A 24448-nucleotide genomic window follows, 5' to 3' on the forward strand; every position below is an offset into this window, starting at 1 on the left:
GATCACGAAGTGCGCTTCGGGTATCACCCTCACCGTCGAGCTACGGTTAAGATACTACGCAGTAACTTGCGGTATCCCAAGCACCATCGGGTGAGCCACCCGACTCCCCTGACAACGTCGCCATCGGAGGCCAGCAGTGAAGGACATCCGCGACGCCATCCTCGCCGGGCAGTTCACCGACGTCGGAGGCCTGGAGGTTCCCGAGCACTATCGGGGCGTCACCGTCCGCGCCGAGGACGTGGACATGTTCGAGGGTCTGACCACCAGGGAGAAGGACCCGCGCAAGAGCCTGCGCGTCGAGGACGTCCCGGTCCCCGAGCTCGGCCCCGGTGAGGCGCTCGTGGCCGTGATGGCCAGCGCGATCAACTACAACACCGTCTGGACCTCGATCTTCGAGCCCGTCTCGACGTTCAGCTTCCTCAAGCGCTACGGCAAGCTCTCGCCGCTGGCCAAGCGGCACGACCTGCCCTACCACGTGGTCGGCTCCGACCTCGCCGGCGTCGTCGTGCGGACCGGCCCCGGCGTCAACACCTGGAAGCCCGGCGACCAGGTCGTCGCGCACTGCCTCTCGGTCGAGCTGGAGAGCCCGGACGGGCACTCGGACACGATGATGGACCCGGAGCAGCGCATCTGGGGCTTCGAGACCAACTTCGGCGGCCTCGCCGAGCTGGCCCTGGTCAAGTCCAACCAGCTGATGCCGAAGCCGGACCACCTCACCTGGGAGGAGGCCGCGTCCCCGGGCCTGGTCAACTCCACCGCCTACCGCCAGCTGGTGAGCAAGAACGGCGCCGACATGAAGCAGGGCGACGTCGTGCTGATCTGGGGCGCCTCCGGCGGCCTCGGCTCCTACGCCACCCAGTTCGCCCTCAACGGCGGCGCCACCCCGATCTGCGTCGTCTCCTCGGAGGAGAAGGCCCAGATCTGCCGCGACATGGGCGCGGAGCTGGTCATCGACCGCAACGCCGAGGGCTACCGGTTCTGGAAGGACGAGACCACCCAGGACCCCAAGGAGTGGAAGCGGCTCGGCGCGAAGATCCGCGAGCTCACCGGCGGCGAAGACCCCGACATCGTCTTCGAGCACCCGGGCCGCGAGACCTTCGGTGCGTCGGTCTACGTCACCCGCAAGGGCGGTCAGATCGTCACCTGCGCCTCGACCTCGGGCTACATGCACGAGTTCGACAACCGCTACCTGTGGATGAACCTCAAGCGGATCGTCGGCTCGCACTTCGCGAACTACCGCGAGGCCTACGAGGCCAACCGGCTCGTCGCCAAGGGCATGATCCACCCGACCCTGTCGCGGGTGTACCCGCTGGCCGAGACCGGCCAGGCCGCGAACGACGTCAAGCAGAACCTGCACCAGGGCAAGGTCGGTGTGCTGGCGCTGGCCCCGGAGGAGGGACTGGGCGTCACGAACCCGGAGAAGCGCGAGCGTCACCTCGCCGGGATCAACCGCTTCCGGGGCGTCTGACGTCCCCCGGGGTGCTGCTGTCGGGGCCCGTCCGTGTGCCACACGGACGGGCCCCTGTCCAGAGCAGGGTGAACCCCGTGACGCCGGGTCGCGAACTCACGGCTGTGGAACATTCGCGGCGGTACGGTGAACGACATGGCCGGTGACCACGATGTGCCCGTACCCCGGACCGGTTTCTCGATCGCGCGCCGGGGCTACGACCAGGCGCAGGTCGACGGCCACCTGCGCCGGCTCGACGCCGAGGTCCGCATGCTGGCCGCCGACCGGGACGCCGCGGTCGCCCAGAACACCCGGCTGAGCCGCGAGCTCGACGACGCCCGCACCCGCGCCGAGGCGATGCAGCAGCAGGTCAACCGGCTCGCCGGCCCCCGCAGAGCGTGCAGGGCATGAGCGAGCGGCTCCGCTCGATGCTGCGCCTGGCCGAGGACGAGGTCGCCGAGATGCACGCCTCGGCCGGCCGCGACATCGCCGCGCAGCGCAGGCAGGCCGACAAGCACGCCCGCGCCGTCCTCGACGACGCCCGGGCCCGCGCCGAGCAGACAGTCACCCAGGCCCGGTCCCAGGCCGAGGAGGCCGCCGACCGCGCCGCCGCGCTCGACCGCGCCGTCGACGAGAAGCAGACCCGGGTGGAGCGGGAGCTGGCCGAGCTGCGCGAGCGCACCGAGACCGATCTCGCCGATCAGCGCCGCACCACCGAGGCGGAGCTGGCCGAGCAGCGGTCGACGGCCGAGCGCACCCTGACCGAGAAGCGCAGCACCACCGAGCACGAGCTCGCCGAGGCCGAGCGTGCCGTCACCGACCGCATCACCCGGGCCGACACCGACGCGCGCGAGAACCGCGAACAGGTCGAGCACGACTTCCGGATCGCGATGGACCAGCGCCGCACCGAGGCCCTGAACTCCCTGTTCGCCGAGCGCGACGCGCTGGAGGCCGACCTCTCCCGCCGGGAACGCGAGGCCGCCGAGCGCATCCGCCACGACATCGACCAGGCCCGCGCCGACGGCGAGAAGATCCGCTCCGACGCCCTCCGCGACGCCCAGGAGACCATCGAGGCGGCGCAGCACCGTGTCGATCAGCTCACCGGGTTGCGCGCCCGGCTGACCGAGCAGCTGCGCGCCGCCCGCGCGCTCATCGAGTCCGGCGTCGACGACCTCGACGCCGGCCCGGACCTGGCCGACCTGCCCGTCGACCAGCCGCCCGCCGAGCGGTCCTCGGTCGACCGGCTGCCCGCCGAGCAGGCCCCTGCGGGGTCCGGGGCAGCCGAGACCGGCACCTCCGGGGCCCCCGCGTCGGGTTCCGCCGACACCCCGGCGGCCGCACCCCGCACGGTCGAGGAGGCCGTCGCGGCGCGGGAGCGCCGCTCCGCCGCGACCGCGGAGGACGGGTCGGTGTCCCCGACCGGCTCGACGGGCAGCGGGTCGTCCGGATCCGGCCGCCCCCGGCCCTCGCCGCGGGCCCGCAGCGGCTACAGCGGCGGCAAGCGCGCCGCACGCACCCGCTGACCCGGGGTCGGCCCCGCTCGGCTCAGTGCCGCCGGAACCCCGCGCGACGACGGTCCCGCGCGTTCCAGCACGGCAGGTGCCAGTGCCGCCGCTCCTCGACGACGCCGCGGCCGTCGTCGGCGGGCCAGGTCACCACGTGGGGCATCCCCGAGGGCAGCAGCTGGTCGCAGCCGGGGCACCGGTAGTGCTTCACCGTGGTGCCGCCCGGCACCCGGCGGACGTAGTGCTCGCCGTCGCGGCCGCTCTCCAGGTCGGTCGTCATGCCGCTGCCCAGCGGTGGCGCGACGGGACGGCCCCGCCCTCGTTCCGAGGGGCGGGGCCGTCTGCCGCGTCCACGAGCCATGCGACCAGTGTCGCAAGCGCTACCGCTTGGTGTAGTCCCGGAAGCCGTGACCGGTCTTACGCCCGAGGCGGCCCGCGGTCACCAGGTGCTCCAGCAGCGGCGCCGGGGCGAACCCGGCCTGGTGGAACTCCGCGTGCAGCGACTTCTCGATCGCCAGCGACACGTCGAGCCCGACGACGTCGAGCAGCTCGAACGGGCCCATCGGCAGCGCGCAACCGGTCTTCATCGCGGCGTCGATGTCGTCGGCGGTGGCGTAGTGGGCCTCCAGCATCTTCACCGCGTCGTTCAGGTACGGGAACAGCAGCGCGTTGACGATGAACCCGGCCCGGTCGCCGCAGCTCACCGGCACCTTCTTGAGCTTCTGGCACACGTCGAGGACGGTGGCCGCCACGTCGCGCGAGGTGCCGATCGTGGACACGACCTCGACCAGCTTCATCACCGGCGCCGGGTTGAAGAAGTGCATGCCGATCACGTCGCCCGGACGCTGGGTGACCGCGGCACACTCGACGACGGGCAACGAGGAGGTCGTCGTCGCGAGGATGGCACCGGGCTTGCAGATCTCGTCGAGCGCGCCGAACATCGCCCGCTTGACGCCGAGCTCCTCGGCGACGGCCTCGACGACCAGGTCGACGTCGGCCATGTCCTCCAGCGCGGTGGTGCCGCTGATCCGGGCGAGGACGGCGTCGCGGCCGGCCTCGTCCAGCTTCCCGCGGGCGACCGCCTTGTCCAGGGACTTGCGGACCAGCGCGACCGAGCCCTCGACCTTGGAGTCGCTGCGGCCGCGGACGACGACGTCGTAGCCGGCCTTGGCGAACACCTCGACGATGCCCGAGGCCATCGTGCCGGTGCCGACCACGCCGACCCGCGCCACGTCGCGCAGGGTCACGTCCGCGGGAACGGCCGAGGCCGGGGTCTCCCCGTCGGCGACGACGGTGGAGCTGTGCGGTGCGGAGTAGGTGTAGAAGCCGCGCCCGGTCTTCCGGCCGAGCAGGCCCGCGGTGATCATCTGCTTGAACACCGGGTTCGGCGCGTGCATCAGGTTGCGCGACTCGCCGTACATCGTCTCGAGGATCTCGTAGGCGGTGTCCAGGCCGATGAGGTCGAGCAGGGCCAGCGGGCCCATCGGGTAGCCGCAGCCGTAGCGCATGCCGGCGTCGAGGTCCTCGCGGCTGGCGTAGCGCTCGGCGTACATCTTCGCGGCATGGTTGAGGTAGCCGAACAGCAGCGCGTTGGCGATGAAGCCCGCGCGGTCGCCGATGACGACCGGGACCTTCCCGAGGGAGTCGGCGAACGCCTGGACGTCGGAGATGACGTCGGGCTCGGTGACGACGGTCCGCACGACCTCGACCAGCTTCTGGACCGGCGCCGGGTTGAAGAAGTGCATCCCGACGACCTTGCCCGGGCGCGTGGTGCGCACGGCCAGCTCGGTGACCGACAGCGACGAGGTGTTCGAGGCGAGGATGGCGTCCTCGGCGACGACCTTGTCGACCTCGGCCAGCAGCGCGGTCTTGGCGTCCAGGCTCTCCGGGATGGCCTCGACGACCAGCTGCGCCGGTGCCAGGTCGGCCAGGGTGGTGGTCACGGTGATGCGACCGAGGAGCTCGTCGGCCTGCTCCCGGGTGAGCTTGCCGCGCTCGATGGCGCGGTCGGTCGAGGCCGCGAGATGGGCTCTGCCGCGCTCCCCCGCGGTGTCGTCCACCTCGACGGCGATCACATCGAGACCGTTGCGGGCGAACACCTCGACGATGCCTGCCCCCATCGTGCCGAGGCCGACCACTCCGACGGTCCGGAACTCACGTGCCACGCTGCAACCTCCACCGATTCGACAACCTTGTCTTCCGCGTCGGCGCCGATCCTGTCATCCAGAGGTGCTACCAGTGGGTAACATGCGACCAGGACCACCCCGCCGTGCGGGAAGGGCCCTGGTCGTCGGGGGAGTAAGGACGCCTCAGCGCCCGTGCCGGGCCTTCACGATCCCGACGAGCGTCTGCATCGTGCGCGCGGTCCGTTTGAAGCTGGTGACCACGATCGGCATCCCGAACCGCTGCCGGGCGATCGACTGGGCGCGGGTGAACTCGCGCAGCCCGTCGGCGCCGTGGATGCGGCCGAAGCCGGACTCCCCCACCCCGCCGAAGGGCAGCGACGGGATCCCGGCGAAGGAGATCACGCCGTTGATCGAGACCATGCCGCAGCGCAGCCGCTGCGCGATCTGCTCCCCGCGCTTCGCGGAGAACACCGTCGCGCCGAGGCCGTATCCGGTGGCGTTGGCACGGCGGACCGCTTCGTCGACGTCGGGCACCCGGTTGACCACGACGAGCGGGCCGAAGGTCTCCTCGGTGACCGCGACGGAGTCCTCGGGCACGTCGGCGATGACGACCGGGGAGATCGACCCGCCCTGGGCGGGCACCGAGTCGGCGCCACCGACGATCGCGCGGCCGCCGCGTTCCAGGGCGTCGGTGACGTGCCGGCGCACGATCTCGGTCTGCGACGGCATCGTCATCGGCCCGAGGTCGCCCTCGTTCGTGGCGGTGCCGACCTGCAGCGCCGACGCCGCGGCCCGCACCTTCTCCAGGAACCGGCCCGCGACGGATTCGACGACGTAGACCCGCTCCACCCCGACGCAGGTCTGCCCCGCGTTGGACATCCCGCCCCAGACGGCGGCGTCCGCGGCGCCGTCGAGATCGGCATCGGCGTCGACGATCAGCGGGTCCTTGCCGCCGCACTCCATGAGCACCGGCACCAGGTTCTCCGCGCAGGCGGCCATCACCCGGCGCCCGGTCGCGGCGGACCCGGTGAACGCGATCTTGCCGATGCCGGGGGCGCGGCACAGCTCGGCGCCGGTCGGCCCGAACCCGGTGACGACGGTCAGCAGCGGGTACCGGCCCACCTCGGGGACCGCCTCGGCGAGCGTGCGGGCGATCTCGTGCCCGACGCCCGGGGTCAGCTCCGAGGGCTTGAACACCACGGTGTTGCCGGCGGCCAGCGCGTAGGCGATCGAGCCCATCGGCGTGAAGAACGGGTAGTTCCACGGCCCGATGACGCCGACGACGCCCAGCGGCCGGTACGCCACCGACGCAGCCTGGTTCGCCATCAGCAGGCCCGGGGACACCGAGCGCCGCCCGAGCACCTTTTTCGCGTTCGCCGAGGCCCAGTCCAGGTGGTCGATGGCGAGCACGACCTCGAGTCGGGCGTCGTCGAGCGGCTTGCCGGTCTCGGCGGCGACGACGCCCGCGACCCGGTCCAGCTGCGCGACCAGCACCTTCTTCCACGCCGCGAGCCTGCGGCGGCGCTCGTCGAAGCCGAGCCCGTCCCACCAGACGGCGGCCTCGGCGGCGTCCCGGACCCGGGCGCGGACGTGCTCGCCGTCGTGCACGGGGTAGCGGGCCAGCTCCTCGCCGGTACGGGGCGAGAGCGACGCGAAGTCCCCGGAAGCGGGGACGGCGGCCGTCGTAGGGGTGGAGTCAGCGGCGGTGGCACTCACGTGACCAGGCTAGACGCCGCGGCAAGGCCCGGCCGGGCCCGCGCTGGCCCGGCGGGGCCGCCTCAGAACAGAAGCAGGTCGTCGCGCGCCATGCCCCGCAGCGCGTCGTAGTCGACGGTCACGCAGCGGATCCCGCGGTCCACGGCCAGCGTGCGGGCCTGCGGCTTGATCTGCTGGGCCGCGAACACCCCCTCGACCGGCGCGAGCAGCGGGTCGCGGTTCATCAGCTCCAGGTACCGGGTGAGCTGCTCGACGCCGTCGATCTCGCCGCGGCGCTTCACCTCGACCGCGACGTGCGCGCCGCTCCCGTCGCGCAGCAGCAGGTCGACCGGGCCGACCGCGGTCATGTACTCGCGCCGGACCAGGGTGTGGCCCTCCCCGAAGGTCTCCGGGTGCGCGGCGAGCAGCTCCTGCAGGTGCGCCTCGACGCCGTCCTTGACCAGGCCCGGGTCGACGCCCAGCTCGTGGCTGGAGTCGTGCAGCACCTCGTCGATGGTGATGACCAGCGACTCGTCGGCCTTGTTGCGCACCGTCCACACACCGGGCTCCTCAGTGAGCCAGCACGGTGGGGACATCCAGTTGAGCGGCTTGTAGGCACGGTCGTCGGCGTGGATGCTCACCGAGCCGTCCCGTTTGACCAGCAGCAACCGGGGGGCCATGGGCAGATGGGCGGTCAGCCGTCCGACGTAGTCCACCTGGCAGCGGGCGATGACGAGACGCACCCGCCTCACTGTAGGGCCGAGCGGATGGATCACCCTGGGCGGGTGATCGAGCAGACCTCGACCCGGCAGGTGTACGCCAACGACTGGATGAGCGTCCGCGAGGACGGCATCCGGCTCCCGGACGGCACCGAAGGGCTCTACGGCATCGTCGACAAGCCCACCTATGCCCTGGTGATCCCCCGCGACGACGACGGCCGCCTGCACCTCGTGGAGCAGTACCGCTACCCGGTGGGCGGCCGCCGCTGGGAATTCCCGGCGGGCACCGCGCCCGACCGGGCCGACCAGGACCCGGCCGAGCTGGCGGTGCGTGAGCTCGTCGAGGAGACCGGGCTGGCCGCGGAGCACATGACCCTGCTCGGCACGCTCGACTGCGCGCCGGGCATGTCCAGCCAGCGCGGGAACGTCTACCTCGCGACCGGGCTGACCGCGGGGCCGCCGCGCCGTGAGCACTCCGAGCAGGACATGCGCGCCGCCTGGTTCACCACCGCCGAGCTGACGGCGATGATCCGCCGCGGCGCGCTCACCGACGCCCAGTCACTCGCCGCCTGGGCCCTGCTCACCCTGCACGACGCGGGCACCTGACCGGCGCCCACGGCCGCCGTTCGTGGTCGCCGCTCCATGATCGCCGGGAGTGGAGCGCCGGGTGCGGTCGGCTACACCATGGGCTCCACTCCCGGCGATCACCCGGGGATCACCCGACACGCACCGGCAGCGCCGCGACCCGGCTGAACCCGGGGCGGGGCAGCCACACGACCTCCTCGGCGGGCACGGCGAGGCGCAGGCCGGGGAACCGTTCGAACAGCATCCGCAGCCCCACCTCGCCCTCCTGGCGGGCCAGCGCGGCGCCCAGGCAGTAGTGCGCGCCCTGCCCGAACCCGACGTGCCCCTCGCCGCGGCCGGTCGGACGGGCGAGGTCCAGATCCTCGGGACGGTCGAAGGCCCGCGGATCGTGGTTGGCCGGGAGCAGCCCGGCGATCACCGGGGTCCCGGCCGGGATCGCGGTGCCGCCCAGCTCGACGTCGACGGTCGGGTAGCGGAGCTGGGTGAACTGCACCGGGCCGCGGGCCCGCATCAGCTCGTTCACCGCAGCGGGCCAGCCCGCCGGGTCGGCCCGCAGCGCGGCGAGCTGGTCGGGGGCACCGAGCAGCGCCAGCGCGCCGTTGCTGAGCAGGTGCGCGGTCGTCTCGTGCCCGGCCATGACGATCGCGAAGATCATCGTGACCATCTCGCGGTCCGAGAGCCGGTCGCCGTCCTCCTCCTGCGCGGCGACGAGCGCGCTGATCAGGTCGTCGGCCGGCTCTGTCCGGCGGGCGTCGACGAGGGCGTGCACGTGCGCGATCGCCGCCCGCAGCGCGGGTCCGGTCCGCTCGCGGTCCATCGTCGTGAGGATCTCGCCCCATTCGTGCCACTGCGCGCGATCGGCCTCCGGCACCCCGACGAGCTCGCAGATCACCGTGATCGGCAGCGGGTAGGCCAGCGTCTCCACCAGGTCGACCGGTGCCCCGCCGGCCCCGGCGGCCGCGACCTGGTCGAGCAGTGCGGCGGTGATCTCCTCGACCCGCGGGCGCAGCGCCGCGACCCGCCGCACGGTGAACGCCCGCGACACCAGCCTGCGCAGCCGGGTGTGCTCCGCACCGTCGACGGTGAGGATGGTGCGCAGCAGGTAGTCGGCGACGTCGGCGGGGACCCCCATCTGCTCCATGATCATCTCGCGGTTGTCCGGCCCGCCGGCCAGCGCCGGGTCGGTCACGAAACGCGGATCGGTCAGGACGGTGCGGACGTCGTCGTAGCGGGTGGCCAGGACGGCGGGCGGGCTGCCCATCATCGTCACGGTCGCGGTCGGGGCCTGTTCGCGCAGCCGCCCGTAGGCCGCGTTCGGGTCGGTGGTCACGGCCGGGTCCATCAGGTCCACGGCTCCACCGGGAGTGCTCGGTGCGGTCATCTCACCACTGCCTCTCTCACGCGCTCGGGTCGGCGGACGCGTCGTCTCCACTCCTCGTCGATGTGGTCGACGAGCGGTCGGTACAGCGCGGCGACCTCCGCCGCGACGCCCGCGGCGCCGGCCGCGGGGGCGGGCCCGGCCAGCAGCCGGGACAGGCCGTGCTCGATCAGGGCGGCGGTGTGCTCGGGCCCGGACGGCGCGAACGTGCCACCCGGGCCGTCGGGGAGGAACCCCGGGGATGCCGCGCCCCACACGTGGATCTGCTCGTCGACGGGCAGGTCGTCGTCGACGAGACCGGCGGCGCGCAGCAGTAGGAAGTGCTCCCGGATGGCGCCGTCGTGGTGGCGCCCGAGTCCCTCGAGCGCCCCGGCGGCCTCGTGCGCGAGCCGGCCGAGGACCTCGTCGTCGCCCCGGTCGAGGGCCCGTGCGACGTCGTCCTCCGCCAGCCGCAGATAGAACATCCGCGACATCCCCCAGGGCCGCGCGACCACCGGTTCGACGAGCATCCGGTCGGCGAAGAGCCGCCGCTGCGCCCGCAGCAGCACGGTGAGGAACAGCGCGCCCTTGGTGCGGACGTGCAGGTAGACGGTGCCCTGCCGATACCGGCCCGGCGCGCGACGTCCTCGACGGTCACCCGCCGGTAGCCCTGCCGCACGAGCAGCTCGCCCGCCGCGTCGAGCACCCGTTCCATCCGGGCGGTGTCCTCCGCACCCGGTCCGTCCGATACCGCCACCGCCCCCCTCCGTGCTCCATGACTGGATCGACGAATCCGGTCACAGGGTCACGGTAGCGCGCCGGGGTCTCGGCGGCGAGCGGATTCCGGGCTACCGTTCCCCGCATGACCGACTACGAGCACCTGCTGGTCAAGCAGGACGGCGACACGGTCCGGATCACGATGAACCGCCCGCAGCGACGCAACTCCCTCACCGAGGGCCACCTGCGGGAGCTGCTGGACGCGTTCGAGAGCGCGGGACGCAGCGACGCGACCGGGATCGTGCTGGCCGGGGAGGGCAAGGCGTTCTCCTCCGGCCACGACTTCGGCGACGTCGCCGAGCGCGACCTCGCCGGGGTGCGCACCCTGCTGCGGCTGTGCACCACGGTCATGCACACCGTCCAGTCGGTGCCCCAGGTCGTGATCGCCCGGGTGCACGCGACGGCCTGGGCGGCGGGCTGCCAGCTCGTCGCGTCCTGCGACCTCGCCGTCGCCGCGGAGTCCGCGACGTTCGCGCTGCCCGGCGGCAAGGGCGGCTGGTTCTGCCACACCCCGGCCGTCCCGGTCGCGCGGAACATCGGCCGCAAACGGCTGATGGAGCTGGCCCTGACCGGGGACCCGATCGACGCGGCCACCGCCGCCGACTGGGGTCTGGTCAACTACGCCGTCCCCGACGACGACCTCGACGCCCGCGTGGACGAGCTGCTCGCCCGCGCGACCCGGGGCAGCAGGCTGTCCAAGGCCGTCGGCAAGCAGACCCTCTACGCCCAGCTCGACCGTCCCGAGGCCGACGCCTACGCCGTCGCGGCCGAGGTGATGGCGTCGATGTCGCAGTCCGGAGGCGCCCGCGAGGGCATGGCGTCGTTCCTGGAGAAGCGGGCCCCGCAGTGGACCGACTGATCGGCACCTAGTACTCCAGCCGCACTTCGTTAGCTGGGCTGTCTTCGTCGTCGGTAGTGGCTTTCGCGGGCTCGGTGTTGGTGACGGCGACGCCAGGTCGACCAGGCCCAGCCCACGGTGCGGGCGGGGATGTGGATCAGAGATGCCAGGAGACGTCGGATCTCGGCGAGGGTGAGCGGGATGAGCCCGCTGCCAGGTCTTTTGGGGCGATCGCCGCGGTGACCGAGAGGTAGGCGTGGGCGAGCATGGCCAGGGTGATGTGGCGGTACCAGGCGTCGTAACGCCGCACCTGGTACTGGTCGAGCCCGACCTCGTTCTTCGCGGTCTGGAAGCACTCCTCGATCGCCCACCGGGCGCCGGCGACCCGGATGAGGTCGTCGTCACTGGTGCCGGGCGGGCCTGCGCACAGGTAGTAGGCCAACTCCGGCTCGTCACCGGCGGCGATCTGGGTGTCGGTGAGGATTGACGGCGCACCAGCAGCCAGCGCCCCCACCCGGCGGGCGCCTCCGGTGGCGGAGACAGGCTGGCCACGGCCCAGTCGTAGAGCCGCTCACCCTTCGCCCCGTCCCCCGCCGAGCGGCGCTTCCACGCCTGCTCCGGCGCGCGAGCGACCAGGTCGTCGGCGCGTCGTGACCCGGCCAGCCCGGCGATGTCAGCCTCGAGCGAGAGCGGGATCGACTGACTGCGGGGCACGGCGACGACGTAGCCGATCCGGCGCTTCTCGCACCAGGAGCGGAACTTGTAGTCCTGACCGTAGGCCTCGTCCGCAGCCACCCACGACGCCGGGACACCAGCGTCGAGGGCCCGGCCGAGCATCTGCTTGGCCAGCACGGTCTTGGTGGCGAACTCGACCTCGTCGGGCACCGCCGCAGCCCGGCAACGTTCCCGATCACCGGTCCACGACTTGGGCAGGTAAAGCTCACGATCGATCAACGTGCGGCCCCTGCCGCTGGCATAGGCGCAGAACACCCCGAGCTGGCAGTTCTCCACCCGGCCCGCAGTGCCGGAGTACTGGCGCTGCACCCCGGCCGACTTGGCCCCCTTCTTCAGGAACCCGGTCTCGTCGACGATCAGCACCCCGCCGGGCTCGCCGAGGTGTTCTGTGACGTAGTCCCGCAGGTCGTCGCGGACCCCGTCGGCGTCCCAAGCCGCCGAGTTGAGCAGCCGCTGCATCCCGTCCGGCGTCGTGTCACCGGCGACCTCGGCCAGCGTCCACCCGTTCTTCCCGGCCAACGGCGCCAACAATCCACGCACATACGCCCGCGCCCGACGCCGCGGCTCCGTCCGGAAGAACCGCCCCGCCACCAGCCCGAACAACCCGTCCAGGCCGCCGGCCCACGCCTCTAGGTCCTCCTCCACCTGCACAAGATCAAAGCCTAGCGCAGACCCACATCACGAAGTGCGGCTGGAGTACTAGGGTGTGTCTCCCAAATAGGCGGACCGGGGTGCGCGATGCTTGATCGGTGCCGCGCACCGCTGTCCTGACTGATGCCCAGTGGGCCCGTCTGGCGCCGCTGTTGCCCTCCTCCGAGGGTCGTCGCGGGCGCCCGTTCCGCGATGACCGCCGGGTGCTCGAGGGGATCATCTACCGGTATCGGTGCGGGCTTCCCTGGCGCGACGTCCCAGCCGAGTTCGGGCCGTGGCAGACGTTGTGGAAGCGGCACCGCCGCTACAGCGGCGACGGCACCTGGGACCACATCCTGGCTGCTCTTCTGGTCGAGGCCGACGCCGCCGAGGTGCTCGGGTGGGCGGTCAGCGTGGACTCCACGATCATCCGTGCCCACCAGCACGCCGCGACCCTCAAGCGCGACACAGGGGGCCGGATCGAACTACACGAATCTGCTCGCCGAACCAGCAGATCACGCGCTGGGACGGTCCCGCGGAGGGCTGTCGACGAAGATCCACCAGCTCGTTGACGGGCACGGCCGCCCGCTGGTGGTCCTCCTCGGCCCCGGCCAGGGCGGCGACTCGCCAATGTTTCCGCACCTGATGGCGCACCTGAGCATCGCCCGACCGGGCCCGGGACGACCCCGGACCCGGCCCGAACGCGTGCGCGCGGACAAGGCCTACTCCTCACGCGCGATCCGCCGGCACCTGCGCGAGCGCCGGATCATCGCTGTCATTCCGGAGCCCTCTGACCAGCAGGGACACCGCAAACGACGCGGCTCACGCGGCGGCCGACCGCCCGCATTCGATCCGGTCGACTACCGAAACCGCAACGTCGTCGAGCGCGGATTCTGCCACGTCAAGCAGTGGCGCGGGCTGGCCACCCGTTACGACAAGCTCGCCCTGACCTTCCGCGGCGGCGCCGTCCTGAAGGCAATCGTCACCTGGCTCCGCGCATTGGGAGACACACCCTAGGCTCGCGGGACCATGCACATCCGCACCACCACCCGGCTGAGCCGACGCCGTCTGCTGGGCGCGGCCGCCGCCCTCGGCGGGATCGCGCTGGCCGGGCCGCTGCTGGGCGGCTGCGGCGGGCCGTCGGACCCGCTGTCGCGGCTGCGCGCCGGCGGCGACGTCGTCGTCGGGCTGTCCGGGGAGCGCCCGTTCGGCTACACCGACGGCTCCGGGCGGGTCACCGGGGAGAACCCGGAGGTGGCCCGCGCGGTCGTCACCGGCCTCGGCGGCAGCGGCCTGGCCGCGGTCCAGACGAGGTTCGACCAGCTCATCCCCGGTCTGCTCGACGGCCGCTTCGACGTCATCGCGGTCGGGCTGACCATCACCGCGCTGCGCTGCCAGCAGGTCGCGTTCTCCCGCCCCGACTACGTGGCGGGTACCGGCCTGGTGGTCCCGGTCGGCAACCCCCTCGGGGTCGCGACGCTGGCCGGGGTCCGCCGCTCCGGGGCGACGCTGGCGGTGCTCGAGGGAAGCGCCGAGCAGGAGTACGCACTCGCCGCGGGCATCCACGCCGACCACATCGTCACCGTCGACTCGCAGGGAGCGCTGGTGCGCGAGGTCGCGAACGGCGGCGCACAGGTCGGCGCGCTCACCCGCATCGCGCTGCTCGACGAGGTCCGCCGCAACGCGGGCATCGGGCTGGAGGTGACCGCCGCGTTCGCCCCCGAGGTCGCGGGACGCCCGGTCGTCGGGGCCGGGGCGTTCGCCTTCCGTCCCGCCGACAGCGCCTTCCGCGAGGAGTTCGACCGTGGGCTCACCGCGTTGCAGGAGTCCGGGCGCTGGCTGGAGCTCGCTGCGCCGTTCGGGTTCACCGCGGCGAACCTGCCGCCGCGCGATCTCACCGTCGACGAGCTCTGCGCCCGCACCCCGGACTCGTGACCGACGCGCGCCGCCGGGGAGTGCAAGGATCCCAGTCATGGCACTGCGCATCGCGGGGATCCACGTCCCCGGCCCGTCCGACCTGCTCACCGGCGCGGCGTCGGTGGTCGAGGCGACCGGCGAGCTCGCCGGGACCGTCGCCGGGCTGCCCGCGCGGGCCGGGGAGCTGCTGGAGGAGGTCGGCTCGCTGGTCGGCCGGATCGGCACGATCGCGACCCGCGCCGAGCAGCTGCTCGACCGGGTGGACGGCGTCGTGGACCGGGCCGAGGGGCTGATCGGGACCGTCGACACCGTCGCCGAGGAGGCGACCGGGCTCGTGTCCCGGATCCGCCCGGTCGCCGAGCAGGCCGAGGCGCTCGTCGCCCGGGTCACCGGCGTCGCGGGGAACGCCGAGGAGCTCGTCGGACGAGTCACCGGCGTCGCCGGGAACGCCGAGGAGCTGGTGGCCCGGGTCGGCGGGGTCGCCGACGAGGCCGACACCCTGGTCCGCAAGGTCACCACCGTGTCCGAGCAGGCCGACGGCCTGGTCCGGCGGGTCACCACCGTCTCCGACGAGGCCGGCGAGCTGGTCCGGCGGGTCACCACGGTGTCCGAGGAGGCGGGCGACCTCGTCCGCCGGGTCACCACGGTCTCGCAGAACGCAGAAGGCATCGTCGAGCAGGTCTCGGTGGTCACCGGGAACGCGAGCGGGCTGCTCGCGCAGGTCGACACCGTCACCGGCGAGGCGGGCGGGCTCATCCGCACCGTCGGCGAGATCAGCGAGCGCGCCGGCGGCCTCATCGGCCGGGTCGAGACCGTCACCACCGACGCGACAGGTGTCGTCACCGCGGCGAAGGCGGTGTCCGACCGCGCCGGAGAGGTCGTCGGGCAGGCCGCGGGCGCCAGCGAGCAGGCCGGTGAGCTGCTGGACCTCTACGGCCCGCTGGCCCGCCGGGCCGCGCCGCTGGCCCAGCGCTTCGTCGACGAGCTCTCCGAGGAGGAGGTGCGCGCCGCGATCCGGCTGGTGGACCAGCTCCCGAGGTTCACCGAGCACATGGAGGACGACATCATGCCGATCCTCACGACGCTGGACCGTGTCGGACCGGACGTGCACGAACTCCTGGACGTGCTCAAGGAGGTCCGGCAGGCGATCGTCGGGATACCCGGGTTCAAGCTGCTCAGCCGCCGCGGGAGCGAGAAGGAGGAGGGCTGAGCTCCCGGCCGGGCGGCGCGTACCGCCCGGCCGGCACGGTCAGCCCAGACCCTGCGACTCCCGGATCAGGGTGACGATCTCGTCCATCATCCCGGTCAGGCGGAAGTTCTTCGGCGTGAACACCGCCGCGACCCCGCCCTCGCGCAGCCGCTTCTCGTCCTCGGGCGGGATGATCCCGCCGACGACGACCGGCACCTCCCCGGCCCCGGCGTCACGCAGCCCCTGCACGACCGCGGGCACGACCTCCAGGTGCGACCCGGACAGCACCGAGAGCCCGACGGCGTGCACGCCCTCCTGCACCGCGGCCGCCACGATCTGCGACGGCGTCAGCCGGATCCCCTGGTAGACGACCTCGAACCCGACGTCACGGGCGCGCACGGCGACCTGCTCGGCGCCGTTGGAGTGGCCGTCGAGGCCGGGCTTGCCGACCAGCATGCGCAGCCGCTGGCCCAGCTCCTCGCCGGTGGCGCGGACCCGCTCGCGGACCTCGGAGATCTCGGTGGCGCCCTCGCCGGACATGCTCGCCCCCGCCACTCCGGTCGGGGCCCGGAACTCCCCGAACACCTCGCGCAGCGCCCCGGCCCACTCGCCGGTGGTCACGCCCGCCTTGGCGCAGTCGATCGAGACCTGCATCAGGTTCTGCTCGGTCTTGGCCGCGTCGCGCAGCGCCCGCAGCGCCTCCTCGACGGCGTCCTGGTCCCGCGCGGCCCGCCACTCGCGGATCGCCTCGACCGCGGCCCGCTCGGTGGCCGGGTCGACGGTGAAGATAGCGTCGGCTCCCTCGGCCTGCAGCGGGCTCGGCTCGGTCGTGTCGAACTTGTTGACCCCGACCACGACCTCCTCGCCGGACTCCAGCCGGCGCCGCCGGGCGGCGAGGGAGTTGACCAGCTCGCCCTTCATGTAGCCGGACTCGACGGCCGCGACCGCCCCGCCCATCTCCTGCACCCGGTCGATCTCCGCGCGGGCGCCCTCGACGAGCTCGGAGACCTTCGCCTCGACGACCCGGGAGCCGTCGAAGATGTCCTCGTACTCCAGCAGGTCGGTCTCGTAGGCCAGCACCTGCTGCATCCGCAGCGCCCACTGCTGGTCCCACGGCCGCGGCAGGCCGAGCGCCTCGTTCCAGGCCGGCAGCTGCACGGCGCGGGCACGCGCGTCCCGGGACAGGGTGACGGCGAGCATCTCCAGCACGATGCGCTGGACGTTGTTCTCCGGCTGCGCCTCGGTCAGCCCGAGCGAGTTGACCTGCACGCCGTAGCGCAGGCGTCGCTGCTTGGGGTTCTGCACGCCGTAGCGCTCGAGGGTGATCTCGTCCCAGAGCCGGCCCAGCGCCCGGAGCTTGCACATCTCCTCGACGAACCGGATGCCGGCGTTGACGAAGAACGAGATGCGTCCGACGACGTCGCCGAACTTCTCCGGCGGCACCTGCCCGGAGTCGCGCACCGAGTCGAGGACGGCGATCGCGGTCGACAGCGCGTAGGCCAGCTCCTGCGTCGGCGTCGCCCCGGCCTCCTGCAGGTGGTAGCTGCAGATGTTGATCGGGTTCCACTTCGGGATCTCACCGACCGACCACACCACCATGTCGGTGATCAGCCGCAGGCTGGGCCCGGGCGGGAACACGTAGGTGCCCCGCGACAGGTACTCCTTGACGATGTCGTTCTGGGTCGTCCCGGCGAGCTTCGCCCGAACCTCGGCGTAGTCCAGACCGGACTGCTCCGCCTGCTCCTCGGCGACGGCCACGTACAGCGCGAGCAGCCACATCGCCGGGGCGTTGATCGTCATCGAGGTGTTGGCCTCGGCGACCGGGATCCCCTCGAACAGGGTGCGCATGTCCCCGATGTGGCTGACCGGCACGCCGACCTTGCCGACCTCGCCCTTGGCGAGCTCGTCGTCGGGGTCGTAGCCGGTCTGGGTCGGGAGGTCGAAGGCCACCGACAGCCCCGTCTGGCCCTTGGCCAGGTTGCGGCGGTACAGCTCGTTGGACTTCTCCGCCGAGGAGTGACCGGCGTAGGTGCGGATCACCCACGGACGGTCGCGCTCACGATCGGTGGGGTACGGCACCGGGACCTCCGTGTCGTCGCGGGAGCACAGTCGGCACTGCCTGTGATGCGGACAGATCCTACTCGTCAGTAGCCGACGGCGGGCACGGAGTCGTCCCTCGTCACAGTCGGCATGTTCGGCAAAGTACGCGATCCGCACGGGAAACCGAGCGCTGGATCGGTTCACCACCCCGCCCCTCGGACAGGGCCTGTCGCCCGTCCGGGTGCGACGATCAGCGGATGGAGCTGGACCTGGTCCCGCGGCTCGGCGCGGTCATCGGCATCGCGATCGTGCTGGCGGTGCTCGCGCTGCTGCTGCGCTGGACCTACGGCCACCAGAAGCACCACGCGCTGCCCACCGACGACCCGGACGACCCGGTCGCGACCGGCCTGCTCACCGAGGTCTCCCGGGTACCCGGGCCGGAGGCGGCGCGGGTGCTGCGCGACCGGCTGCGCTCCGAGGGCATCCGGGCGACGACCTCCCGCGGCGACGACGGCGGCTGGGCACTGCTCGTCTTCCCCCAGGATGTCGGGGACGCCCGCGTGGTGCTCAGCCGTCGCTCGCTGGACTGAGCGCTCAGCCCACCCGGTGGTAGCGGGCGTCGAGGAAGCAGAACACGCCGTAGCAGGCGATCCCCACGCCGACCGCGATCAGCAGGAACACCCCGTAGGGCTGTTCGTGCAGCGTCTTGAGCGCGGAGTCCAGCCCGTTGGCGCGCTGCGGATCGAAGGTCAGTGCGGCGACGCCCAGCAGGACGCCCAGCACGCCGATCGCGATCCCCTTGGCGATGTACCCGACCTGTCCGGTGCGGGCGTTGATCCGCCGCAGCCGGGTGTCGGCGCCACCGAGGTCCTGGTCCTCGGTGAACGTCGTCCGGTAGCCGTTCCAGGCCATCACCCCGCCGCCGATCAGCACCCCCAGCCCCAGCAGCGCGGTGAGGACCTGCCCGCCCGGCAGGCCCAGCAGTCCGGCCGTCGCCCGACCACCGCCACCGCCGGACGTGCGTCCGCTGATCGCGGTGGTCGCCGCGGTGACGGCGAGCACCGCGTAGACGACGGCCTGCCCGCCGGCGACGACCCGCTTCACCGTGCGCTTGGTGCCGTCACCGATGTAGGCGAACCCCCACACCGCCGAGACGGTCCGCCACAGGACGACCGCGGCGAACCCGATCACCAGCACCCACAAGAACACCCGGCCCGCCGGCTCGGCGGCGATCGCCCCGAGGGCGCCGTTCTGGTCGGCCTGCCCGCCCGAGCCGAGCGCGATCCGGACGGCGAGCCAGGCGATCAGCAGGTGCACCACCCCGTTCGCGGCGATGCCGGCCCGGGCGGCGACGCGCACCGGTGTCGAGTGCGCGGCGTCCCGCGCCCCGCGGCCCACCTTGCGGCCGGTCTGCGAGACGTCCGCGGCGTCGGGGGTGCTCACCATGACGGGCCTCCTCGTCGAGTTGACGCGAAGGGTGACATGGCGCGCACCGGCCCGCCGGGCTGCTGGGCCGTTCGGAGCAGCAGCGGGCGGACCCGCCCTACCGCTCCGGCTCGCCCGCGACGCGTCGGATGTCGGCGCCCAGCGCGGACAGGTTCTCCACGAACCGCGGGTAGCCGCGGTCGATGTGCGCGACGTCCCAGACCTCGGTGGTGCCCCGCGCGCACAGCCCTGCCAGCACCAGCCCGGCGCCCGCCCGGATGTCGCTGGCCCACACCGGCGCGCTGGAGAGCTCAGGCCGCCCCCGGACGACGGCGTGGTGGCCGTCGGTGCGGGCGTCCGCACCCAGCCGCACCATCTCGTCGACGAAGCGGAAGCGCGCCTCGAACACGTTCTCGGTGATCATCGAGGTGCCCTCGGCGACGGCGGAGAGCGCGATCGCCATCGGCTGCAGGTCGGTGGCGAAGCCCGGGTAGGGCAGCGTCACGAAGTCGACCGCCTCCGGGCGTCGGGACATCGCGACCGAGAACTCCTGCTCGCCGGTGGTGATCTCGGCGCCCGCGCTGCGGAGCTTGTCCAGGACCAGGTCGATGTGGTGCGGGTCGACGCCGCGCACGGTGACCTCGCCACGGGTCATGGCGGCAGCGAACGCCCAGGTGGCACCGACGATCCGGTCCCCGATGACGCGGTGCGTGGTGGGCTGCAGCCCGGCGACGCCGTGCACGGTCAGCGTGGAGCTGCCGACACCCTCCAGCTTCGCGCCCATCTGCTGCAGCATCACGCAGAGGTCGACGATCTCCGGCTCGCGGGCGGCGTTGTCGATGACCGTGGTGCCCTCGGCGAGCACCGCGGCCATCAGGATGTTCTCGGTCGCCCCGACGCTCGGGAAGTCCAGCCAGATCTGCGCGCCGTGCAGGTCTCCCGCTGTCGCGGTGACGCTGCCGTGCACGATGTCGGTGGTCGCACCGAGCTTGCGCAGCCCGTTCTGGTGCATGTCCAGCGGCCGCGAGCCGATCGCGTCGCCGCCGGGGAGCGGGACGACGGCCCGCCGGCACCGCGCCACCAGGGGCCCGAGCACGCACACCGACGCACGCAGCTTGGACACCGACCGGTAGTCGGCCTCCGCGCCGGGATCGGCGGGCACGTCGATGTGCACGGTCGATCCCTCGATCGCGACCGTGCAGCCCAGGCTCCGCAGGACGTCGGCCATCAGCGGCACGTCCAGGATCTCCGGGCAGTTCTCGAGCGTCGTCCGCCCCTCGGCCAGCAGTGCCGCCGCCATGAGCTTGAGCACGCTGTTCTTCGCCCCGACGACGTCGACGGACCCGCTCAGCCGGGCCCCGCCGTTGACCGCGAAATGCTCCACCACGCCCGGAACGGTAACGGGACCGTCACCGCGCCGGATGCCCGCCCCGGACGGCCCTGCACCTTCGGACCGTCCGGCGCACCCCCGCGTCTGGTCGCCGGAGCACCGGCGCGCCTAGCCTGTCGGGGTGGCGGTGAACCTGACGCGGATCTACACGAAGACCGGCGACGACGGTACGACGGCCCTGGGCGACTTCAGCCGGGTCCGCAAGACCGACACCCGGCTGGCGGCCTACGCCGACACCGACGAGGCGAACGCCGCGATCGGCGTGGCGGTGACGATCGGCGGGCTCGCCGAGCTGGTCGCCGACCCGCTGCGGCAGATCCAGAACGACCTGTTCGACGTCGGGGCCGACCTGTGCGCGCCGATCGTCGAGAATCCCGAGTACCCGCCGCTGCGGATCACCGAGGGCTACGTCACCCGGCTCGAGGGCTGGTGCGACGAGTTCAACCTCGAGCTGCCCAAGCTCAAGTCGTTCATCCTGCCCGGCGGCACCCCCGGCGGCGCCTACCTGCACGTCGCGCGGACCGTCACCCGCCGTGCCGAGCGGTCCGTGTGGGCCCTGCTGGAGGCCGACCGGGAGCGGACCAACCCGCTGACGGCGCAGTACCTCAACCGGCTCTCGGACCTGCTGTTCATCCTCGGCCGGGTCGCGAACCCCGACGGCGACGTCCTGTGGCAGCCGGGTGGCCCGCACGGCGCCCCGACCGCCGACGCCTGACCTACTGCGCAGGGCCGAACGACAGAGCGGGCGGCTCCGCAACGCTACGGGTTTCGCGGGGTCAGGACGCCTCGCGGAACCCGTGTCCCTGGCCCGGGGGCGTGGACTCCAGCCAGGCCATGAAGCCGGTCCGGACGCCCGCGGACATCGCGAGCTCGACGTCGACGTCGCGCCCGGCGGCGTCGCGGCCACGGCAGCGCAGCACCTCGACCGCCATCGGGATCGCGAACTCCTCCGACCGGTGCGGCGGCCGCCGGTCGACGATCTCCAGATCGGCACGGTCCATCACGACGGTCGGCCCGATCCGGAAGCTGGTCAGGCGGTACCAGGCGAAGCGCTCGCCCTCGTAGCGCCCGACGCCGAAGTGCCAGTCCGTGACAGCGAAACGGCGGCGCAGACACAGGTCCACACCGCCGCCTCGCATGAGTCGTACCCGCCGTACGGCGAGCCAGACCAGGGGGATCACCAGACACAGCAGCAGAACTCCGACGATCGCCGCGATGAGCTCCACTGCCGTGTCCGGTCCCCGTACTAGTTCGCCTCGGCCGCCCGAAGGCGGGCCTCGGCCCGGGCGATCGCCGATCTGCCCTCGTCGGTGGACGAGTCGGCGCCGTCGCGAGCCCGCCGGGCCCGCTCGACGTCGATCTCGTCCGCCTGCTCGGCGAACTCGGCGAGGATGGACACCCGCTCCGCCGACACCGACAGGAACCCGCCGTGCACCGCGATGGTGCGCTTCGAGCCGTCGGTGGAGTCGATGCGGACGACCCCGGCCTCCTCCAGCTGGGCCAGCATCGGCTGGTGGCCGGGCAGGATGCCGACCTCGCCGACCGTGGTCCGGGCGAGCACGAAGCGTGCGTCACCCGACCACAGCCGGCGCTCGACCGAGACCAGCTCCACGGTCATCTCAGCAGGCATGGAGGATCAGCTCTCCAGCTTCTTGCGGTTCTTCTCCAGGTCGTCGAGACCACCGCAGAGGAAGAACGCCTGCTCCGGGACGTCGTCGAACTCGCCCTTGGCGATCTTGTCGAACGCCTCGATGGTCTCCTTGAGCGGGACCGTCGAGCCCGGCTGGCCGGTGAACTGCTCGGCGACCAGGAGGTTCTGCGACAGGAAACGCTCGATGCGACGCGCCCGGCCGACGAGCTGCTTGTCCTCCTCGGACAGCTCGTCGATACCGAGGATGGCGATGATGTCCTGCAGGTCGTTGTACTTCTGCAGGATCCGCTTGACCTCGTTGGCGACGCGGAAGTGCTCGTCACCGACGTACTGCGGGTCCAGGATCCGCGAGGTCGAGGTCAGCGGGTCCACCGCCGGGTAGATCCCCTTCTGGGAGATCGGCCGGGAGAGCTCGGTGGTGGCGTCGAGGTGCGCGAACGTCGTCGCCGGAGCGGGGTCGGTGTAGTCGTCCGCGGGGACGTAGATCGCCTGCATCGAGGTGATCGAACGACCGCGGGTCGAGGTGATCCGCTCCTGCAGCTCGCCCATCTCGTCGGCCAGGGTGGGCTGGTAGCCCACCGCGGACGGCATGCGGCCGAGGAGGGTGGAGACCTCCTGGCCGGCCTGGGTGAACCGGAAGATGTTGTCGATGAACAGCAGGACGTCCTGCTCCTGCACGTCGCGGAAGTACTCCGCCATCGTCAGCGCGGAGAGCGCGACGCGCATACGGGTGCCCGGCGGCTCGTCCATCTGACCGAACACCAGGGCGGTGTTCTTCATGACGCCCGACTCGGTCATCTCCGTGATGAGGTCGTTGCCCTCACGGGTGCGCTCACCGACGCCGGCGAACACCGAGGTGCCACCGAAGTTCAGCGCGACACGCTGGATCATCTCCTGGATCAGCACGGTCTTGCCGACACCGGCACCACCGAACAGACCGATCTTGCCGCCGACGACGTAGGGCGTCATCAGGTCCAGCACCTTGATGCCGGTCTCCAGCATCTCGGTCTTGCCCTCGAGCTCGTCGAAGCGCGGGGCCTTCTGGTGGATCGACCGGAGGTCACCGGTGAACTGGATGGACGGGTCGTCCAGGCAGTCGCCGAGGGCGTTGAACACGTGCCCCTTGACCTGGTCGCCGACCGGGACGGAGATCGGGCGGCCGAGGTCGGTGACCTCCTGGCCGCGCACGACACCGTCGGTGGGCTGCATGGAGATGGCCCGCACCAGGTTGTCACCCAGGTGCGTGGCGATCTCCAGGGTCAGCGTGCGCTTGTCGCCGGAGAGGTCCACCTCCAGCGTGAGCGCGTTGAGCAGGTGCGGGACCTGGTCACGCGGGAACTCGACGTCGACGACCGGGCCGGTCACCTGGACGACGCGCCCGGTGATCGGGCCGGCCGAAGTTTCGGCGGTCGTGGTCATCAGCTCTCACTTCCTGCGCTGGCGAGAGCGTCGACCCCACCGACGATCTCGCTGATCTCCTGGGTGATCTGTGCCTGGCGAGCCTGGTTGGCCTCCAGGGTCAGGCTACGGATCAGTTCGTTGGCGTTGTCGGTCGCGGCCTTCATGGCCCGCTGCCGGTTCGCCGACTCCGACGCCGCCGACTCCAGCAGGGCCGCGTAGAGCCGGGCCCCGATGTACTTCGGCAGCAGCGCGTCGAACAGCGTGTCCGGGTCCGGCTCGAACTCGTACAGCGACTGCAGGCCCGAGGTCCCGGTCCCCGACGGCGCGTTCTGCTGCGTCTCGTCGTCGGTCGCGTCCACCGGCATCGCCGAGGCGGGGTCGGCCGCGTACTCGACCTCGAGCGGAGCCATCCGCCGGGCCTGCGGCACCTGGGTGATCATGTTCTTGAAGCTGGTGTAGACGAGGTGCAGCTCGTCGACGCCCTCGACGCCGGCCGCGTCGCCGTGGTGGTCGTCCTCGCCGGCCATGAACGCGGCGACGACGGTCCGCGCCGCCTCGGCCGCGTGCTCGTAGCCCGGCTGCTCGGAGAAGCCGGTCCAGGACTGCTCGATCTCCCGGTTGCGGAACCGGTAGTACGAGACGCCCTTGCGGCCGATCACGTAGAGGACCGGCTCCTTGCCCTGCTCGCGGAGCAGGGACTGGAGCTGCTCTGCCTCCTTGAGCACGTTGGCGTTGTAGCCGCCGCACTGACCGCGGTCGCTGGTGACGACCAGGACCGCGGCCCGCTTCGGCTGCGCCCGCTCGACCAGCAGCGGGTGGTCCAGCGCGGAGTTCGACGCCAGCTCCGACAACGTGCTCGTCATCAGCTCGGCGTACGGACGTGCCTCGTCCACCCGCGCCCGGGCCTTCGCGATCCGTGAGGTCGCGATCAGCTCCTGGGAACGGGTGATCTTCTTGATGGACTGCGTCGACCGGATACGCCGGCGCAGCACCCGGATCTGTGCCGCCATCGGGTATCAGC

General features: G+C 72.2%; 22 protein-coding genes and 3 pseudogenes. 10 read left to right on the forward strand and 15 right to left on the reverse strand.

Translation table 11 applies throughout. The annotated features are described in order from the left end of the window. Window positions 1–136 precede the first annotated feature (136 nt). From ccrA to XF36_RS19390, 3 genes are all read left to right on the forward strand, one after another. Window positions 137–1468, forward strand: a complete 1332-nt coding sequence (gene ccrA, locus XF36_RS19380; protein WP_060713057.1) for a crotonyl-CoA carboxylase/reductase — start codon at window positions 137–139, stop codon at window positions 1466–1468. Window positions 1469–1603: 135 nt separating this feature from the next. Next, window positions 1604–1858, forward strand: coding sequence for a hypothetical protein (locus tag XF36_RS19385; protein WP_060713058.1), 255 nt, complete (start codon window positions 1604–1606; stop codon window positions 1856–1858). Next, window positions 1855–2970, forward strand: a complete 1116-nt coding sequence (locus tag XF36_RS19390; protein WP_145981425.1) for a hypothetical protein — start codon at window positions 1855–1857, stop codon at window positions 2968–2970. The genes XF36_RS19385 and XF36_RS19390 overlap by 4 nt, the downstream gene beginning before the upstream one ends. Window positions 2971–2992: 22 nt before the next feature. On the opposite strand, the gene XF36_RS19395 is transcribed toward XF36_RS19390, so the two are convergent. From XF36_RS19395 to nucS, 4 genes are all read right to left on the reverse strand, one after another. Next, window positions 2993–3232: a hypothetical protein gene (locus XF36_RS19395; RefSeq protein ID WP_082375513.1), complete on the reverse strand. Its 240-nt coding sequence runs from the start codon at window positions 3230–3232 to the stop codon at window positions 2993–2995. Window positions 3233–3332: 100 nt separating this feature from the next. Further along, a complete protein-coding gene (locus XF36_RS19400) occupies window positions 3333–5117 on the reverse strand; it encodes a 3-hydroxyacyl-CoA dehydrogenase family protein (RefSeq protein ID WP_060713061.1) in 1785 nt (594 codons plus the stop codon). 144 nt (window positions 5118–5261) lie between these two features. Further along, window positions 5262–6794, reverse strand: coding sequence for an aldehyde dehydrogenase family protein (locus XF36_RS19405; RefSeq protein ID WP_060713062.1), 1533 nt, complete (start codon window positions 6792–6794; stop codon window positions 5262–5264). A gap of 62 nt (window positions 6795–6856) precedes the next feature. Then, window positions 6857–7516 (reverse strand): endonuclease NucS, encoded by a 660-nt coding sequence (gene nucS, locus XF36_RS19410; protein WP_060713063.1) that lies wholly within the window; start codon window positions 7514–7516, stop codon window positions 6857–6859. Window positions 7517–7603: 87 nt separating this feature from the next. Between nucS and XF36_RS19415 the strand changes: the two genes are divergently transcribed. Continuing rightward, entirely contained in the window at window positions 7604–8098 is a 495-nt protein-coding gene (locus XF36_RS19415) for an NUDIX domain-containing protein (RefSeq protein WP_238589351.1), read from the forward strand. Between the two features lie 109 nt (window positions 8099–8207). Here XF36_RS19415 and XF36_RS19420 read toward each other — a convergent pair whose 3' ends face one another. The 3 genes and pseudogenes from XF36_RS19420 to XF36_RS34370 all read right to left on the reverse strand — a co-directional run. Next, entirely contained in the window at window positions 8208–9458 is a 1251-nt protein-coding gene (locus XF36_RS19420; protein WP_060713065.1) for a cytochrome P450 family protein, read from the reverse strand. Next, window positions 9455–10003 (reverse strand): hypothetical protein, encoded by a 549-nt coding sequence (locus XF36_RS30635; protein ID WP_060713066.1) that lies wholly within the window; start codon window positions 10001–10003, stop codon window positions 9455–9457. Before XF36_RS30635 ends, XF36_RS19420 begins: the two co-directional genes overlap by 4 nt. An 86-nt stretch (window positions 10004–10089) precedes the next feature. Next, window positions 10090–10149: pseudogene (locus XF36_RS34370) on the reverse strand (hypothetical protein); the annotation flags it as partial. Window positions 10150–10296: 147 nt separating this feature from the next. On the opposite strand from XF36_RS34370, the gene XF36_RS19430 reads away from it, so the two are divergent. Then, a complete protein-coding gene (locus XF36_RS19430; RefSeq protein ID WP_020621456.1) occupies window positions 10297–11070 on the forward strand; it encodes an enoyl-CoA hydratase-related protein in 774 nt (257 codons plus the stop codon). Window positions 11071–11206: 136 nt separating this feature from the next. Here XF36_RS19430 and XF36_RS19435 read toward each other — a convergent pair. After that, window positions 11207–12429: pseudogene (locus XF36_RS19435) on the reverse strand (IS701 family transposase). A 104-nt stretch (window positions 12430–12533) separates the two neighbouring features. Between XF36_RS19435 and XF36_RS30640 the strand changes: the two are divergent. The 3 genes and pseudogenes from XF36_RS30640 (at window position 12534) to XF36_RS30645 (ending at window position 15541) form a co-directional block, all read left to right on the forward strand. Beyond that, window positions 12534–13431: pseudogene (locus XF36_RS30640) on the forward strand (IS5 family transposase). Between the two features lie 12 nt (window positions 13432–13443). Further along, entirely contained in the window at window positions 13444–14349 is a 906-nt protein-coding gene (locus XF36_RS19450) for a transporter substrate-binding domain-containing protein (RefSeq protein ID WP_060713067.1), read from the forward strand. Between the two features lie 37 nt (window positions 14350–14386). After that, complete coding sequence (locus XF36_RS30645; RefSeq protein ID WP_060713068.1) at window positions 14387–15541, forward strand: methyl-accepting chemotaxis protein; 1155 nt, start codon at window positions 14387–14389, stop codon at window positions 15539–15541. Window positions 15542–15580: 39 nt separating this feature from the next. Here XF36_RS30645 and XF36_RS19460 read toward each other — a convergent pair whose 3' ends face one another. Then, the gene (locus XF36_RS19460) at window positions 15581–17599 is read right to left on the reverse strand and encodes a protein meaA (protein WP_060713069.1); all 2019 of its coding nucleotides are present in this window, start codon (window positions 17597–17599) and stop codon (window positions 15581–15583) included. A gap of 218 nt (window positions 17600–17817) precedes the next feature. Here XF36_RS19460 and XF36_RS19465 point away from each other — a divergent pair, with 218 nt between their 5' ends. Next, window positions 17818–18150 (forward strand): hypothetical protein, encoded by a 333-nt coding sequence (locus XF36_RS19465; protein ID WP_060713070.1) that lies wholly within the window; start codon window positions 17818–17820, stop codon window positions 18148–18150. A 4-nt stretch (window positions 18151–18154) separates the two neighbouring features. Here the strand turns inward: XF36_RS19465 and XF36_RS19470 are convergent, their stop codons facing one another. Beyond that, the gene (locus XF36_RS19470; protein WP_060713071.1) at window positions 18155–19006 is read right to left on the reverse strand and encodes a DUF1206 domain-containing protein; all 852 of its coding nucleotides are present in this window, start codon (window positions 19004–19006) and stop codon (window positions 18155–18157) included. 97 nt (window positions 19007–19103) lie between these two features. After that, the gene (gene murA / locus XF36_RS19475; protein ID WP_020621462.1) at window positions 19104–20372 is read right to left on the reverse strand and encodes a UDP-N-acetylglucosamine 1-carboxyvinyltransferase; all 1269 of its coding nucleotides are present in this window, start codon (window positions 20370–20372) and stop codon (window positions 19104–19106) included. A 124-nt stretch (window positions 20373–20496) separates the two neighbouring features. Here murA and XF36_RS19480 point away from each other — a divergent pair, with 124 nt between their 5' ends. After that, window positions 20497–21090 carry a cob(I)yrinic acid a,c-diamide adenosyltransferase gene (locus XF36_RS19480; protein ID WP_060713072.1) on the forward strand — a complete coding sequence of 198 codons (594 nt, stop codon included), beginning with the start codon at window positions 20497–20499 and terminating at the stop codon, window positions 21088–21090. Between the two features lie 61 nt (window positions 21091–21151). Here the strand turns inward: XF36_RS19480 and XF36_RS19485 are convergent, their stop codons facing one another. From XF36_RS19485 to XF36_RS19500, 4 genes are read right to left on the reverse strand one after another with little or no spacing between them, the layout of a single operon-like run. Beyond that, the gene (locus XF36_RS19485) at window positions 21152–21601 is read right to left on the reverse strand and encodes a DUF2550 domain-containing protein (protein WP_060713073.1); all 450 of its coding nucleotides are present in this window, start codon (window positions 21599–21601) and stop codon (window positions 21152–21154) included. A gap of 20 nt (window positions 21602–21621) precedes the next feature. Then, entirely contained in the window at window positions 21622–21993 is a 372-nt protein-coding gene (locus XF36_RS19490; protein WP_060713074.1) for a F0F1 ATP synthase subunit epsilon, read from the reverse strand. An 18-nt stretch (window positions 21994–22011) separates the two neighbouring features. Next, entirely contained in the window at window positions 22012–23445 is a 1434-nt protein-coding gene (atpD, locus tag XF36_RS19495; protein ID WP_060713075.1) for a F0F1 ATP synthase subunit beta, read from the reverse strand. After that, entirely contained in the window at window positions 23445–24437 is a 993-nt protein-coding gene (locus XF36_RS19500) for a F0F1 ATP synthase subunit gamma (RefSeq protein WP_060713076.1), read from the reverse strand. Before XF36_RS19500 ends, atpD begins: the two co-directional genes overlap by 1 nt. Window positions 24438–24448: the final 11 nt, after the last annotated feature.

Origin of the sequence: Pseudonocardia sp. HH130629-09 (assembly GCF_001294645.1) — a bacterium.
Lineage (GTDB): Bacteria > Actinomycetota > Actinomycetes > Mycobacteriales > Pseudonocardiaceae > Pseudonocardia.